At 62.4% G+C, this 15083-nt stretch carries 11 protein-coding genes; 5 read left to right on the plus strand and 6 right to left on the minus strand.

Annotated features, from left to right (window positions below):
• Positions 1-79: 79 nt before the first annotated feature.
• On the minus strand, positions 80-2221 hold the full coding sequence (locus ACQREB_RS02405; protein ID WP_427764862.1) for an OPT/YSL family transporter: 2142 nt from the start codon (positions 2219-2221) through the stop codon (positions 80-82).
• A 146-nt stretch (positions 2222-2367) separates the two neighbouring features.
• On the opposite strand from ACQREB_RS02405, the gene dnaG reads away from it, so the two are divergent.
• From dnaG to ACQREB_RS02430, 5 genes are all read left to right on the plus strand, one after another.
• Positions 2368-4233: a DNA primase gene (gene dnaG, locus ACQREB_RS02410; RefSeq protein WP_427764864.1), complete on the plus strand. Its 1866-nt coding sequence runs from the start codon at positions 2368-2370 to the stop codon at positions 4231-4233.
• Positions 4234-4252: 19 nt separating this feature from the next.
• Positions 4253-6559, plus strand: a complete 2307-nt coding sequence (gene rpoD, locus ACQREB_RS02415) for an RNA polymerase sigma factor RpoD (protein WP_427764867.1) — start codon at positions 4253-4255, stop codon at positions 6557-6559.
• Between the two features lie 43 nt (positions 6560-6602).
• On the plus strand, positions 6603-7526 hold the full coding sequence (locus ACQREB_RS02420; protein WP_427765538.1) for an L-lactate dehydrogenase: 924 nt from the start codon (positions 6603-6605) through the stop codon (positions 7524-7526).
• Positions 7527-7697: 171 nt separating this feature from the next.
• Positions 7698-8621 (plus strand): phosphate ABC transporter permease subunit PstC, encoded by a 924-nt coding sequence (gene pstC, locus ACQREB_RS02425; protein WP_427764869.1) that lies wholly within the window; start codon positions 7698-7700, stop codon positions 8619-8621.
• A 187-nt stretch (positions 8622-8808) separates the two neighbouring features.
• Positions 8809-11355, plus strand: a complete 2547-nt coding sequence (locus ACQREB_RS02430) for a DEAD/DEAH box helicase (RefSeq protein ID WP_427764871.1) — start codon at positions 8809-8811, stop codon at positions 11353-11355.
• Positions 11356-12046: 691 nt separating this feature from the next.
• Here the strand turns inward: ACQREB_RS02430 and ACQREB_RS02435 are convergent.
• From ACQREB_RS02435 to ACQREB_RS02455, 5 genes are all read right to left on the minus strand, one after another.
• Complete coding sequence (locus ACQREB_RS02435; RefSeq protein ID WP_427764874.1) at positions 12047-12643, minus strand: zinc ribbon domain-containing protein; 597 nt, start codon at positions 12641-12643, stop codon at positions 12047-12049.
• A gap of 25 nt (positions 12644-12668) precedes the next feature.
• A complete protein-coding gene (locus ACQREB_RS02440; protein WP_427764877.1) occupies positions 12669-13085 on the minus strand; it encodes a superinfection immunity protein in 417 nt (138 codons plus the stop codon).
• 151 nt (positions 13086-13236) lie between these two features.
• Positions 13237-14436 (minus strand): hypothetical protein, encoded by a 1200-nt coding sequence (locus ACQREB_RS02445; RefSeq protein WP_427764880.1) that lies wholly within the window; start codon positions 14434-14436, stop codon positions 13237-13239.
• Positions 14437-14475: 39 nt separating this feature from the next.
• A complete protein-coding gene (locus ACQREB_RS02450) occupies positions 14476-14898 on the minus strand; it encodes a hypothetical protein (RefSeq protein ID WP_427764881.1) in 423 nt (140 codons plus the stop codon).
• A gap of 41 nt (positions 14899-14939) precedes the next feature.
• Positions 14940-15071, minus strand: a complete 132-nt coding sequence (locus ACQREB_RS02455) for a hypothetical protein (RefSeq protein ID WP_427764884.1) — start codon at positions 15069-15071, stop codon at positions 14940-14942.
• Positions 15072-15083 lie beyond the last annotated feature (12 nt).

Here is a 15083-nt window from a genome sequence, read left to right on the forward strand (position 1 = left end):
GATTGCGTCCGCGCGTACAAAAAAAAACGCGCTCCCGCGGGGCGGGGGCGCGTTTCGGGAAACGGGGGGCGGAGGCGCCTCAGCCGACGGTCAGGATCGCCGTCGCCGCCATCGCCGCGAGCGCGCAGGCGATCGATTCGCCGCCGACGAGACCCGACGCCAGCGCGACCGAGTATTCCTCTTCCGTCTTCTTGTGGAACTTGTTCCAGAGCCAGACGAAGATCGCGCCGATCGCGAACGACGCCGCGTTGTTGAACGCCGCCGGGAGCGTCAGCACGATGCCCATGCCGATCGCGGAGGGCATGTACGCGCGCGCCTTCGGGAACAGGCGTTCGCAGACCGGAATCGCGACGCCGACGAGCCCGCCGATCGCCATCGCCCAGTAAACCGTCGTCGGGAGCGAAATCAGCGGATCGTTCAGAAATTCCGCGACGGCCTTCCACATGCGCGCGGGCGGCGCCGGGTATTTTTCGAGCGCGTCCACGTCGGGCACGAGCAGGCGCCACACGGGAACGACGATCGCCGTGCCGATGCAGATCGCGAGCAGCTGCGTGAAGAACTGGATGCGCGGCTTCAGCCCGAGCAGATTGCCGAGCTTCATGTCGGACATGAGGTCGCCGGAGGCGCCGCCCGCCGCCGCCGTGACGCCGCCGGTGATGAGGTTCGTGCTCACGTTCCCGCGCGCGCCGGGCACGACGGAATAGATGAGCTGGGAAATTTTGCCCATCGCGCCGATCGGATTCGTGTCCGCCTCGCCGCAGGAGCGCGCGCAGATGAGGCCGAACGCGCCCGCGAGGAAGATCGCGAGCACGCCCAGATACCACGCCGCGTTGAACGCGAAGTGCAGCGTGCAGATCAGCCCGATCGCCGCGGGAACGATGCCGATGACGAACCACTTCATCGGGATTTCGACGTCGGCGTTGACGTCGTCGGCCTCGGACGTCGCCGCCGCCCCCTTTTTCGGGAAGATGCCGGAGAACGCGCGCCCGATCGTGCGCCACTGGAACGCGAGCGCGGTGAAGCTCGCCATGACCATGATCGACGTGCCGCACCACAGCGACCAGTAAACGACGCGGAAGCCGGCGAAGTTGCCCTGCTCGTCCACGGAGACTTCGATGTTGCGGAAAATGTCCGAGCCGACGTGCAGAATGTCCTGCGAAATGAGCCACGGCGCGAGGAACCAGTCGAGCGCGATCGCCGTGAAGAACATCGTCAGCGAAACGCGCAGACCGCAGAGCATGCCCGCGCCGATGAGCAGCACGGAGGGATCGACGGAAATGCCCGGCAGCGTGCCGTCGGCGCTCTCGGGAACGGCGGCCGCGATTTTTCCGCCGACGGCGGGAACGCCCGCCTGCGCGAGCTCGGGCGTGATCGCCTTGTCGGAAACGACCGTCGCGCCCTGAAGCCCCCAGATCTTAAGCGGGTTGAGAAAATCCGGCAGCCCGATCGCGTCGGGAACGACGGCGAGCGCCGAGCAGAATTCGGCGAGCTTCGCCTTGCCCGTTTCCGCGAACGCGTTGGCGAGCGTCGGCAGCTGCTTCACGAGCCCGAGCACCGCCGCGAAGCCGAGCGCCGTGAGCAGCGTCGCGACCTTGTTGCGCGTGACCTTGCTCCCGCTCGTCGCGTAGAGCGACTTCAGCGTTTCCGCCGAGGCGATGGAGCTCGGGAAGCGCAGGCGCTCCTGATTGATCAGCGCCTTCTTCAGCGGAATCGCGATGCACGTGCCGAGAATCGCGCCGAAGAAGATCGTCGGCACCATCTTGTACCACGGCGCGGGAACGCCCTGCAGCAGCATCAGCGCGCCGAACGCGGAGACGACCGTGTGCGTCGTCGTCATGCCGATGACGGAGGCGACCGACGACGTCGCCGCGTTCTCGAGCACGCCCATCTGCTTGATGCGTCCGCCCGAAAGCGAGCGCATCGCGTTGAACACGACGAAGGAAAGAATGACCGCGACGAGCGCGATGCCGAAGCCCCAGCCGATCTTCAGCGACGTGTACATGCTCGACGCGCACGCGAGCACGCCGATGCAGCCGCCGAAGACCGCGCCGCGCACGGTGAGCTGCGGTTCCTTGTCCGCGCGGTAAATGTATTTGCGCCAATAGGCTTCGCGCTGTTCGGGCGGGATTCTGTCCAAGGCGAAAACGGAGGTGTCGATTTCCGCTTCGGGAACGTTCGCCTCCTCCGGCGCCGCTGAGGTGTTCGTCTGGTCTTGAGTCATAAGTTGTTCATTTTGACACTTTGCTCCCCCTCTGGCAAGCGCGCGGAGCGGACTCAAGGTGATCGCGGATCCCGCCGCGCTTCGCGCGGGCGTTCCGCGCTTGATTCGCGGGGAAGGCGCGCGTATGCTCTCGCGCATTTCGTGCAATGCCGCTCATCAGCAAAAAATCCGTCGAAGAGATCCGTTCCCGCGCCGACATCGTCGCGCTGATAGGCGACTACACGAACCTCACGCGCGCGGGCTCGAAATGGAAGGGGCTGAGCCCGTTCACGACGGAAAAGACGCCTTCGTTCTTCGTCGATCCCGACCGCGGGTTCTACTACTGCTTCAGCACGGGGCAAGGCGGCGACGTCTTCAAGTTCATGATGACGCGCGAGAGCCTGACGTTCCCGGAGGCGGTGGAGCGCGTCGCGCAGCGCTTCGGCATTCCCGTCGAATACGAGACGCGCGGGAACGCCGAGCGCTCGATGCGCGGCGAGCTCTTCGACCTTCACGAATCCGCGGCGGCGTTCTTCCGCGAAAAATTTCGCGCGCCCGAAGCCGCGAAAGTCCGCGAATACTGGACGCGCGACCGCGGCTTCGACGCGACGACGGCGGACGAGTTCGGCATCGGTTTTCTGCCGGAAAGCGGCTCGCGCGAGCTCGTCGGCATGCTGCTGAAGCGGCGTTTTTCGGAGCGCGCGATCGCGGCGTCGGGCATGTTCGGCGGGAGCGACAGGAGCTTCGACCCGCGTTCCCGCCGCGTGCAGTTCGAGGCGCGGCTGATCATCCCGATCCGCGACGTGCAGGGGCGCGTCATCGCGTTCACGGCGCGGAAGATTCCCGGCGTCACGCCCGAAAACAAATGGGAGGAAGCGAAGTACAAGAATTCCTCGGAATCGGAAATCTTCAAAAAAGGCGCGACGCTCTTCAACATCGACAAGGCGAAGGAAGTCTTCACCGACCGCGCGAGGAAGGACGCCGGCGCGGACCCGCGCGCGACGCCGTTCGTGCTCGTCGAAGGGCAGCTCGACGCGATCCGCTGCTGGGAAAACGGCATCCGCACCGTCGTCGCCGGACAGGGCACGGGCATCACCGCGCAGCAGATGCAGCTGCTCGCGCGCTACGGGAACGAGCTCGACTGCCTGCTCGACGCGGACGCCGCCGGGCAGAAGGCGGCGGAGCGCCTCGCGCCGCTCGCGTTCGAAGCGGGGCTGGACCTGCATTTTCTCAGCGTTCCCGGCGGCAAGGATCCGGACGAATTTCTGGCGAAGCGCGGCGCGGAGGGCGTCCGCGAAATCTTCGCCCGCAAACGCACGGCGATCGACTTCATCGCGGAGAGACATTTCGGCGGGAACGCGCCGCTTTCTCCCGTGCAGAAGCAGGAGGCCCTGCACGCGATCTACGCGATTCTTGCGGCGGCGGGTTCGCTCGTCTTCCGCTCGGAATGCCTGCGGGCGCTGGCGCCGCGCGCCGGGCTGCAGCGCGTGGAGCTGGAGCGGGACTTCCAGGCATTTCTGCGGCGGCGCGACCGCGCGCGTCTCGAGCGCGAGGGCGTTCCCGCGGGAGCGCCTCCGCGCGGGACCGCGGCGCCGAATGCACCCTTGACTACCTTGGACGAGGATGTTTTGATTTTTGTTTTGCAATATGATGCGTTTCTTCCCCAGCTCGCGAACGACGTTCCTCCCGAATGGATCGAATCGGACACGCTCGCCGGGCGCATTCTCAACCGGCTCATCGCGGAATTTTCCGAAGGCGGCTGGAACGGCGTCGGAGAGCCGCCGCCGCATCTGCTCGAGACCGACGAAGAACGCTCCTACGTCGCGAAAATCACGATGCGCACCCGCGTCTCGGAACACCCCGAGGAGACCGCGCGCGAATGCGTGGCGCGGCTCTGCGAACGCTACTGCGCGCGCGAACAGCGCAAGATCGACGCGGAAATCGCCGCGCTCCCGGCTTCGGATCCCCGCCTCGCGGAGCTGTTCCGCCGCGGCATGGAGTTGCGCAAAACGCTGAAACTTTATAAAAAGTAATCCATCGAACAAAAGATTTATGGCAGACAAGAAAAAGGCAAAGAAACCGGTTCCCGCCCGTCCGGCGGCGAAATCCGCTCCGGCGAAGAAAGCTTCCGCGAAAAAGCCGTCCGCGCCCGCGAAATCGGCGGCGAAGAAGAAGGCTCCCGCGAAGTCTGCCGCGAAAGCGGTTCCCGCGAAAAAAGCCGTCGCGAAGCCCGCCGCGAAAAAGAGCGTTCCCGCCAAGAAGCCCGCGCCGAAGACCAAGGCTCCCGCGAAGAAGCCCGCCGCGCCCGTCAAGCCGGCGGCGAAGAAAGCCGTTCCCGCGAAGCCGGCTCCGAAAAAGCCCGCCGCGAAGAAGAGCGTTCCCGCGAAGACGCCCGCGCCGAAGGCTCCCGCGAAAAAAGCCGTCGCGAAGAAGCTTCCCGAAAAGAAGCCCGCTCCCAAGGCCGCCGCGCCCGCGAAGCCGCTCCCGCCGAAAAAGTCCGAGGCGCCCGCTCCCGCGCCCGAGCGCAAGGAACCGGCGCACGAGGTGAAATACGCGCCCGACCGCTCTTCCGTGCTCACGTCCGCGGAAATCGCCAAGCAGCAGAAAAAGCAGCGCGAGGACGCGAAGAAGATCAAGGAAATTTCCGAAAAGACGCACTTCGATTCCAACGTCGCCGCCGTGCTCGACCAGAACGAAATCAACGCGCGCATGCACGATCTGCGGGCGCTGTCCAACCAGCAGGGCTACGTGACGATCGAGGACATCAACAACACGATTCCCGCGACAGCGACTTCGCCGGAAGCCTTCGAAAAGATTCTCGACCTGCTCGCGAATCTCGACATCAAGATTCTCGAAGCCGAAGACGTCGCCGCCTACAAGACGAAGCTTTCCTCCGAAGAGGAAGAGGCGCTCCGCTCCGTGCAGGTGGACATTCTCGACGACCCCGTGCGCATGTATCTGCGCCAGATGGGACAGGTGCCGCTGCTCAACCGCGACGAGGAGATCTCGATCTCCAAGAGCATCGAGGAAGCCGAGTCGCGCGCGCAGGACGCGCTCTGCTCGATCTGGGTCACGCTCCCGCCGCAGCTCGAAGTCGCCCGCCGCCTCAACGCGCGCGTTGAACGTTTCGACCGCGTCGTGCTCGACAAGAAGGTCGAGTCCCGCGACGCCTACTACAAGCAGCTGCCCAAATCCATCGCCGCCGTCGAGGCGATTTCGACGAAGCTCGACAAGGCGTGGATGGAATACATCGGCGGCCCGAACGAAGAGACGCGCCGCCGCGGCTACGCGCGCTTCATCAAGCTGCAGAAGGACATCCGCCCGCTGCTGCGCAAGTTCTGCTTCAAGATGAAGGTGCTCGAGGAATGGCTCACGTCCTTCAAGCCCGTCATCGACACCTTCCGCGAATACGTTTACCAGCTTCACTTGATCGAGCGCAAGGACCGCCACGCGCGCAAGCTCGACCCGAAGGAGATCAAGACCAAGCTCGAAGCGCTCGAAAAGCAGTACCGCATCGGCGGCGAAGAGCTCCTCGAGATCTACAAGGAAGTCCGCGCCTGTCTGCAGCAGGCGCACCGCGCGAAGACGAACATGGTCGAGGCGAATCTGCGCCTCGTCATCTCCATCGCGAAGAAATACACGAACCGCGGGCTCTCGTTCCTCGACCTCATTCAGGAAGGCAACATGGGGCTGATGAAGGCGGTCGAAAAATTCGAATACCGCCGCGGCTACAAGTTCTCGACCTACGCGACGTGGTGGATCCGCCAGGCGATCACGCGCTCCATCGCCGACCAGGCGCGCACGATCCGCATTCCCGTGCACATGATCGAGACGCTCAACAAGGTCATGCAGGTGCAGAAGCAGCTCTTCCAGGAACTCGGCCACGAGCCGACGCCGGAGGAAGTCGCCAACGAAATGCAGATGCAGGTGGACCGCGTCCAGCAGATCATGAAGATGGCGCAGCAGCCGATTTCGCTGCAGAGCCCCGTCGGCGACGGCGACGACACGAGCTTCGGCGACTTCATCGAGGACAAGGCGGCGGAAAATCCCTACGACATCGCCGCGACCGCCCTGCTCCGCGAAAAGATCATCGAAGTGCTCCAGTCGCTGACCGAGCGGGAACGCGAAGTCCTCACGTACCGCTTCGGTCTCAAGGACGGCTATTCCCGCACGCTCGAGGAAGTCGGCAAGCTCTTCAAGGTCACGCGCGAACGCATCCGCCAGATTGAGGCGAAGGCGCTCCGCAAGATGCGCCACCCGGTCCGCCTCCGCCAGCTGCACGGCTTCTTCGAAGCGGGCGACCAGGACGTTTCCGGGCCGAGCTTCCGGCAGTTCGCCAAGGACGACGGCGCGGCGTGAAATCCATTTTATCTTCAACCCTTAAAAACGTAAAAACATCATGATGAAAGTTGCTATCATCGGCGCGGGCGGACGCGTGGGATCCAACGCCGCCTTCGCGCTCCAATGCTCCGGCGTCGTCAGCGAAATCGTCTGTCTCGACGTCAACCAGGCCATGGCGGAAGGCGAAGCCCTCGACCTCCTCCACGGCGCGCCGCTCTGCGGCGACCAGATCATCCGCGCGGGAACGTACGCCGACTGCGCGGACATGGACTGCATCGTCATCACCGCGGGTCTGCGCCGCAAGCCGGACGAATCCCGCCTCGACCTCATCAACCGCAACGTCTCCCTCTTCCGCAACATTCTCGGCGAAATCAAGAACGCCGGTCTGAAGCGCGACGCGATCGTGCTCGTCGTCTCCAATCCGGTGGACATCCTCACGCAGCTCGCCGTCGAATTTCTCGGCCTTCCCGCGCAGCAGGTGCTCGGGCTCGGCACGGTGCTCGACACGTCGCGTTTCCGCGCGCTCATCGCCGATTCGCTCGGCGTCGCGCCGACGCAGGTGGACGCGCTGATTCTCGGCGAACACGGCGATTCGATGCTTCCCGTGTGGTCGTCCGCGACGATCGCCGGCCTGCCGCTCGCGAAGTTCAAGAACGTCACGCCCAGCTGGCAGAATCAGATTTTCGAGCGCACGAAAAAATCCGGCGCCGAAGTCATCTCCCGCAAGGGCGGCGCGGGCTGGGCGGTCGGCACCTCGGTGCGCGCCGTCGTGGACGCGATCGCGCTCGACCGCAAGTGCATCCTGCCGGTCTCTTCGCTCGTGGACGGGCCTTACGGCATCCGCGGCGTCTGCATCAGCGTGCCGACGGTCGTCGGCCGCGCGGGCGTGATCCGTCACCTCGAAATCGAGCTCTGGCCGAAGGAAATGTCCGCGCTTCAGGCGTCCGCCGCGAACCTGAAGAACACGCGCGCGACGATCAAGTGAGCGCGCTCCCGCAGCGCGCGCGAAAAACGCGTTCCCGCCTCGCCGCGGGAACGCGTTTTTTTTGCGGGAAAATGCGACGGAAACGCGAAGCCGCGCCGCCCCGAAAATCCTAACGCAATTCTAACGATTCCCGAACGCGAACCGAACGCGCGCGCGTAAAATCGTGCGGACATGATCAAGACGGATGATTTCTTCAAGGCGGGAACGCTCGCGTGCGCGGGGCTCATGGGCGTGCTCGCGGTCGCGTTCTTCTTTCAGCTCTCCGCGAGTTCGGCGGACGCGTGGCGGGAATTCGGCCTCGGCTTTCTCTGGTCGAGCGAATGGGATCCGGTCGCGGACCGCTACGGCGCCCTGCCCTCGCTGGCGGGAACGCTGCTCACGACGGCGATCGCGCTCGTCGTCGCGCTGCCGCTCTCGTTCGTCTCCGCGCTTTACCTGACGGAGGCGCATCCCGCGGTCGGCAGGGTGCTCGGCCAGGCGATCGACCTGCTCGCGGCGATCCCGAGCGTCATCTACGGCATGTGGGGCTTCTTCGTGCTCGTGCCGCTGATGCAGAACCACGTCAAACCCTTCTTCACGGAAACGCTCGGCGCGGGCGAGCTTCCCGCCGTCGGGCGCTTTCTCGGCACGGATTCGAGCGGCTACGGCTTTCTGACGGCGGGGCTGATTCTCGCGCTGATGATTCTGCCCTACATCTGCGCGATCATGCGCGACGTCTTCAAGATGACGCCGCCGATGCTGCGCGAATCCGCGTTCGGCGTCGGCTGCACGCGCTGGGAGACGGCGAAGGACATCGTGATGAAATACGGCATACGCGGGCTGCTCGGCGGCGTGTTCGTGGGCCTCGGGCGCGCGCTCGGCGAAACGATGGCGGTGCTCTTCGTCATCGGCAACCTGATGGAGATCCCGAACGGCGTCTTCGACGCGGGAACGACGATCGCGGCGACGCTCGCCAACAACTTCGCGGAAGCGCAGGGGCTGCAGCAGAGCGTGCTTTTCGCGCTCGGGCTGATTCTGCTTTCGCTCTCGTTCGCGATTCAGGTCTTCGCGCAGTACTACCTGCACAGGACCTCCGCCAAGCGCGGCGAACGCTGAACGCCGCGCCGCGGGAAAGAAGCGGCGTTCTCGCCGGCGCGGACGCTTTCGCGCGAGGCGACGAAACCGCGAGGCCGTGAAGTTCCGAAGCTTCACGGCCTCGCGGCGCGTCGTGCCTTCATGCGTTCCCGCGCGAATAAAAGCTTGTCGGGCGCGCGGGAAGATTGTCCAATTATCCGCTTTATTCATGTTTTACGTGCCTCCGACGAAGAAAAGCTATTCGCTCAGCGCCCTCGCGCGCTGGGGCGAACGCCTCGCGACGGAGCCGAACGCGCGCTGGGAAGGCTTTCTCGTCAACGGATTCATCGAGAGCGGCAGAGCCCTCTACCGCGAAATTCCGCACCCCGTGGAGATTTTTCTGGAGGATTCGTCGGCTTCCGTCCAGTTCCGCACGGAAGCCGACGGCGACGTGCACGTCTTCTTTTCGACGGACGAACGCGGCTTTCTGCATTGGCGCACGTCGCTGGAACGCCGCGAGACCGCGGCGCCCTTCGCCGTCGCCGCCATGTACTTCATCGAGGAATTCGTCGCGGAGGAATTTCCCGGCGTTCCCGCCGAATCCGCGGCGCCGAAACCCGCCGCCGTTCCCGCCGAGACGGACGCCGCCCAGGCCGCCGCCGCGGTCGAAGACGTTCCCGCGCGGGCGCTCGCGCTGCGCTTCTTCGTCGGCGCGACGAGCCTTTCCTTCGAAACCACCTGGATCGATCCCGCGACGGGCGCGCGCGTTCCCGCGCTCGGCGAAAAGGCGCTTCCCGCGACGCGCCTTTCCAAAGCCGACCGCGAACAGCTGCTGCGCCTCGCGACCTTCGCCCGCCGCGCCTATTTCTCCTACGACTCCGCGCGCGCGCGTTACGCGATTCACGGGCACGCGCAGATTTCCGCCTTCGTCAACGCGCATTTCGACAAGTGGCGCGAACGCTTCGTCACGGACAATCCCGAGTTCGCGGACGCTTTCCGCGCCGAACCGCGCGAGCTCGACGCCGAGGCGAAGCTGAGCGCGGATTCCGCCGACGCCTTTTCGCTGCAGTGGAATTTCGAGCTCGACGGCCGCCGCCTCTCGCCGGAAGAGGCGGGCGTCGTCATGCGCCACGCGGACGAATCCGTTTTTCTGCCCGGGCGCGGCGTCGTGCGCATCCGCGGACGCGCGCGAAAATTCATCGGCGACTGGCCCGACGTCGCCTCGCACGGCATTCCGATCTACACGCTGCTTTCGCTCTTCCGCAGCGCCGACGCGTTCCGTCTTTCGCCCGACGCGAAGCTGCTCGCGTGGCGCAGAAAATTTCTCGAAGAACCGAAGCCGCCGGCAGGCCTTCCGGAATTTCTCCGCCCGTATCAGGCGCGCGGCGTCGCGTGGATCCGGCAGATGTTCGACCGCGGCGCGCACCCGCTCGTCGCCGACGAAATGGGGCTCGGCAAGACGGTGCAGGTGCTCGGCGCGCTCGCGCTCGACACGCGCAAAAACGCGACGGCGCTCATCGCCTGCCCGGCGTCGGTCGTTCCCGTCTGGCGCAACGAAATCCGCAAATTCTACCCGCAGTTCACGGTCTCCGTGCTCGGCGCGGAAAAGAAGACGTCACCCGCCCCGCGGGAACGCGCGCGCATCTGCCTCGCGAGCTACGGCATGCTGCGCCGCAACGCGGCGAAGATCGCGCGGAGGAAATTCGCCTACGCCGTGCTCGACGAGGCGCAGTTCATCAAGAACCCGCAGACGCAGATCGCGCGCGCCTGCCTCTCCATCAACGCCGAACACCGGCTGGCGCTGACGGGAACGCCGATCGAAAACCGCCATCTGGATCTCTGGACGCTCTTCCGCTTTCTGATGCCCGGCCTGCTCGGCAGACGCGCGGAGCTCGAAAACGCGCTCGCGCCGGATTCCGATTCGCGCGAAGAAAATCTGGAAAAGCTGCGCACGCAGATTGCGCCGTTCATCCTGCGCCGCACCAAGCGCGAAGTCGCCGAAGAACTGCCGGAAAAGACGCAGAACGTGCTTTTCTGTCCGATGCTCGAACGCCAGCGGGAACGCTACGAAGCGCTCGTGCGCGCGGGGCTGGACGAATTCCGCGCCGGGAACGCCGGCGGCGGAGGCGTTTCCGCCGCCGACGCGCTGCGCGGAAGCCCGACGCACCTGCTGACGCTGCTGATGCGTCTGCGCCAGGCGGCGTGCGATCCGGGACTGCTGCCGGGCGGAGCCGATTCGCCCTACGCCGATTCGGGCAAGATTTCGGCGCTGCTCGACCGCGTCCAGGAAATCGCGGACAACGGCGGAAAAATCGTGATCTTCAGCCAGTTCGTGATGTTCCTCGAACGCGTCCGCGGCGCGCTGCGGGAACGCTTTCCGGAAATGCCGCTGTTCACGCTCACGGGCAAAACGCCCGACCGCGAAACGCCCGTGCGCGCGTTTCAGACGGCAAGCGGCTCGGCGATTTTTCTCGTCAGCCTGCGCGCCGGCGGCACGGGACTCACGCTGCACAGCGCGGAATACGTCTTCCTGCTCGACCCGTGGTGGAACCCCGCCGTCGAGGAACAGGCGATCGACCGCGTGCACCGCATCGGCCAGCAGAAGCGCGTCTTCGTGTACCGCATGGTCTCCGCGGGAACGATCGAAGAGCGCATCGAGCAGCTCAAGCGCCGCAAGCGCGAAATTTTCGACTCGCTCGTCGGCGGCATTCCCGACATGTCCGACTGGGCGCGCCACTTCCCCTCGCTCGAATCCCTCATCGCCCTCTCGGAGTGAACGCGCCCCCGCGCGCTCCCGCGGACAAAAACTTCTCAAACGCGAAGAAAACCGCAAAGTTAAAGAAAGTTTTGGGGAAGCGACATTCCTGTCGCTTTATCGACATCCGCCTGCACAAACTTTTTCCCGCGAATCTCGCGAATTTCCGCAGATTTTTTATCCACGAATTACACGAATTTCACGAAAAAGGAGGTAAGCGTCTCGCTTGCCCTCAAAATTCGTTTCCGCAAACTCCTCTTTAAGCTTTAAGCTTTTTTCAACAGGGATTGCGGGGATTTTAAGGGATTTCTTCGGTCGAGGCTTTCTCGGAGCTTCTGCACTCTGCGTGAAACGCGGAACAAAAATAACCCCATGCGGCGACGCCGCTTGGGGCCGAGCTCGAAAAAAAACGCGCCTGAAAGGCGCAACCGCCCCGCGGAAACAAAACGTCGCGAAAGTTGCGCCTTTCAGGCGCGGGCGGCGTGCGGGGCATTCCCCAAGCGCGCGCTTCGCGTCGCGCATGGGGTTACCTTTGTTTCGCCCCGCCGGGGCGTGGGGGCGAAGGCATTCCTGCCTTCGTCCGTGCGGCATTCGATTTCCCGCGGACGTATTTTCGCCGCGCGGCGTTCCCACGCTCCACGACGAAGACGTGGACGTCTTCGCCCCCAGAGGTTCTGCGGGAGATGTTCCCGCACGGCGCGCGGTCCCGCCGTCACGCGCACATGTCCACGAACACCGAGACGCCGAGTATCACGAACCAGCCGACGAAATACGAGTTGTCGTCGCCGACGAGCCGCGCCCTCCGGTAGATATAGACGGGAACGAGCAACGCGCCCCAAAACCACGAACACGACGACGTGTCGAAACCCTGCTTCTTCAGGCGCGACTCGTCGATCGAGCAGAAAATCGAGTTCAGCACGCAGTACAGAAACGCCGACGCGCCCCAACTCGACGCGCCGATTCCCGTCAGCAGCGTGATCAGCGAGCCCATGAGCGGCACGCAGGCGATGAGCCACGCGATGAGCCGATTCGTGCTTGCGTCTTCCGCCGAGACCTGAGGCGCGGCGGCAGACTCCGCCGCGGAAACGGGCGCGGAAACGCTTTCCGCCGCAGGCGCGGCCGCTTCCGTCGCCGCCTCCGGCGCTCCCGCGTTTTCCGGCACGGGCGGCGGCGTTCCCGCGGTGGCGTTTTCCGCCGTTTCGCCGGCTTCGGGCGCGTTCCCGCCCGCGGGCGGCGTCACGGCTTTCCCGCAGCTCAGACAAAATTTGGCTTCGTCGGGAAGCGCGTTCCCGCAATGCGTGCAAAACATAAAAAAATTCCTTTCTTTCAGATGTTCAAAGCCTGCCGCCGCACTTCGCGCAGAACGCCCCGCCGCTCACTGGAGCGCCGCAGTGCGGACAAAACCGCTTGGCGGAAACGCTCCCGCCCGCGCTCTCCGTCGCGGCGCGCACGTTCTCGCCGTAGCGCCCGTAAATCCGACGGTTCGCGTCGGGAGAGTTCGTCGTCGGATCGTTCAGCACCACGTCCGCCACGCCCGTCGCCCGCGGCCACACCGACCAGATGAACGCCGCGATCCAACCCACGCCGAAAAGCGTCGAGCCGAACACGTTCACCACGAAGATGATCCACTTGTAGTGGTGCCCGCGCCCGAACGCGATCAGCGTCGGCAAAAGAAAAACGATCAGCCCGCCGATGCACAGCAGGGCGATTCCTATCATGGCGCCGAGCGCCTCCGCTTCTTCTTCAGTCATAATAAATATCTTAAAATATTGCAGAATCGTGTGGAAGAGGCGGGAGAAAGCGTCTGAACTTCTCCCGCCTTTTTCACTTGAAGATCTCTTTTTCTTCTAAAACGAGATCTACCCCTCTTGTTTACTTATGAAAGTAAAATATGTATTATCTTTATTTCCCGTAAACCGTCTTGAGTTTATCCGTCTCCTCGGTTGAAACGCGACCGTCCGGATAGACATGGAAGTTTATGGTACTCCATTCTCTCCGTCCTTTCACTCTGAAATAAGGAACACGAGAAATATTTTCTTCTTTCAACTTTTTAAGACGTTCTTCGAGATTTTTATCCCGCTCTTCTTTCATTTCCTTATGCCGGATCGAGAAAATATCACAAAGCTCTTGAATATCTTCAGAAGTGATAACCTTGTCGAAATCGACCTTAAAATCGCTCTTATTAAAGCGTTTTAAGAGACCTTCATGATAGCGATTTCCATTTTTTAACCACGAAATCCCATCGACCCGCTCTTTCTCCGTCGAAGACTTATCCCATACTTTCTCGAGGATTTCTTTCATTTTTGCCTCATCGTCTTTCACAGCAGCTTTCAGAAACGCCGTCATATCTTCGGTGCCCACAGGCTTCTCACTTCTCTCCGATAAAAGATACGCTAAATAATAAACGGCCGTAGCATTCGACGCAGAAAATCCACGAGAATCCATTTTACTCCACTCTATATAACCGGGCATATAATCATATGCAGAACGCCAATCATCCCTCTGTTCTTCATATAATTCCCTCAGCACTTTCTCCTCATCGACAGGAGGAAGATAAAAAGCAGCCTGCGTCGCCAACTTTTTTCTTGCACTGTCAGAAAAGTGTTGCGCATCAATCCATACTTCACCTTCATCGACAAATTTGACGGACACATTTCGAACGCCCGTAGAAGTTTCTCCAGCATCGTCCCAAATAGCCTTTCTTGTTTTGACAAAAGCGTGAAAAACACAGGCGCTCTCCATACGTCCCTCTTCTCCACATGTTGTTTCAAATGTATTGAAAGGTCCACCATACCTGTATAGACTCTTGTCTGCTTTCTCAATGAATTCTTTCGGATCCTCAAAATAATTGTTACCCTGCTCCGTATGAGCTTTACAAAAACGCTCAACCGCCTCGCCTAAAGTTATCGTCGGATCAAGATCAGGCATCACGCTGTTTTTCAATATCGTAATCCCCTTTGAATCTCCGAATATCGAAGAGAACGCTGCGAGAGCCACGATGCCCGCGCAGACGCCGGCGATGATTTTCGCGAGCGGTTTGATGCCGGTTTTTTGAGCGAGAGCGGAGGTCGTTCCCGCGTAGTTTTGATTTTCAGTAGTCATGATTAATATTGTTCCAATGTCAGAAATTTGTTTTGACGATTATTTTTTTATCTCGGATTCGACGGCGGCGGCGAGGGCCTTCGCGGCGGTCTCGGAATCGCAGAAGATCTTGGCTTCGCCGAAAGCTCCGGAAAGGCAGACGGCGTTCGCACGGTTCAGATACGCGGCGCCGCGTTTTTCGGTCTTGACGGAAGTCACCTGCGAAAGGCGGATTTCCTTGCGCTTGAAAGGCGCGAGCAGGTCGCGGGGCTTCAGCGTCGCTTCGGAACCCGCGAAAGAGATACGGTCGTTCGCGGGATCGACGAAGACGCCGAGGTCCGCGATGTAGAACGTGCGCAACAGCAGCAACGCGAGAATTGCGCAGAGCGGCGTCCAGAAAAAGCAAAGGACGATGAAGAGGACCACGAAGGCGAGCGCGCCGAGAATCGTGCTCCAGTTGTGCGTAATGTATTTGGGAGGCATGGTGATTTTTTTTGTTAAGATTTTCGTTGAGTTCGTTGAATTCAAAAAACGGAAGGCAGGAAGCGCCCGGCGAGAAACACAACCGCACTGCGCGTCGTGTACGGCATGGCGGCGGCGCCCAAAAGGAGCATCGCCGAAAGACATTTCTTATCGAATATCGGATTTTTCTTCATGATTTTTATAAG

The organism is Candidatus Spyradosoma sp. SGI.093 (assembly GCF_050314555.1).
In the GTDB taxonomy this organism is placed as follows: Bacteria; Verrucomicrobiota; Verrucomicrobiia; order Opitutales; family UBA953; genus Spyradosoma.

Bases quoted from the DNA above. Each gene is read 5' to 3' on its own strand.
- ACQREB_RS02405 (WP_427764862.1), bottom strand. From the start codon at position 2,221: ATGACTCAAGACCAGACGAACACCTCAGCGGCGCCGGAGGAGGCGAAC.
- dnaG (WP_427764864.1), top strand. From the start codon at position 2,368: ATGCCGCTCATCAGCAAAAAATCCGTCGAAGAGATCCGTTCCCGCGCC.
- rpoD (WP_427764867.1), top strand. From the start codon at position 4,253: ATGGCAGACAAGAAAAAGGCAAAGAAACCGGTTCCCGCCCGTCCGGCG.
- ACQREB_RS02420 (WP_427765538.1), top strand. From the start codon at position 6,603: ATGAAAGTTGCTATCATCGGCGCGGGCGGACGCGTGGGATCCAACGCC.
- pstC (WP_427764869.1), top strand. From the start codon at position 7,698: ATGATCAAGACGGATGATTTCTTCAAGGCGGGAACGCTCGCGTGCGCG.
- ACQREB_RS02430 (WP_427764871.1), top strand. From the start codon at position 8,809: ATGTTTTACGTGCCTCCGACGAAGAAAAGCTATTCGCTCAGCGCCCTC.
- ACQREB_RS02435 (WP_427764874.1), bottom strand. From the start codon at position 12,643: ATGTTTTGCACGCATTGCGGGAACGCGCTTCCCGACGAAGCCAAATTT.
- ACQREB_RS02440 (WP_427764877.1), bottom strand. From the start codon at position 13,085: ATGACTGAAGAAGAAGCGGAGGCGCTCGGCGCCATGATAGGAATCGCC.
- ACQREB_RS02445 (WP_427764880.1), bottom strand. From the start codon at position 14,436: ATGACTACTGAAAATCAAAACTACGCGGGAACGACCTCCGCTCTCGCT.
- ACQREB_RS02450 (WP_427764881.1), bottom strand. From the start codon at position 14,898: ATGCCTCCCAAATACATTACGCACAACTGGAGCACGATTCTCGGCGCG.
- ACQREB_RS02455 (WP_427764884.1), bottom strand. From the start codon at position 15,071: ATGAAGAAAAATCCGATATTCGATAAGAAATGTCTTTCGGCGATGCTC.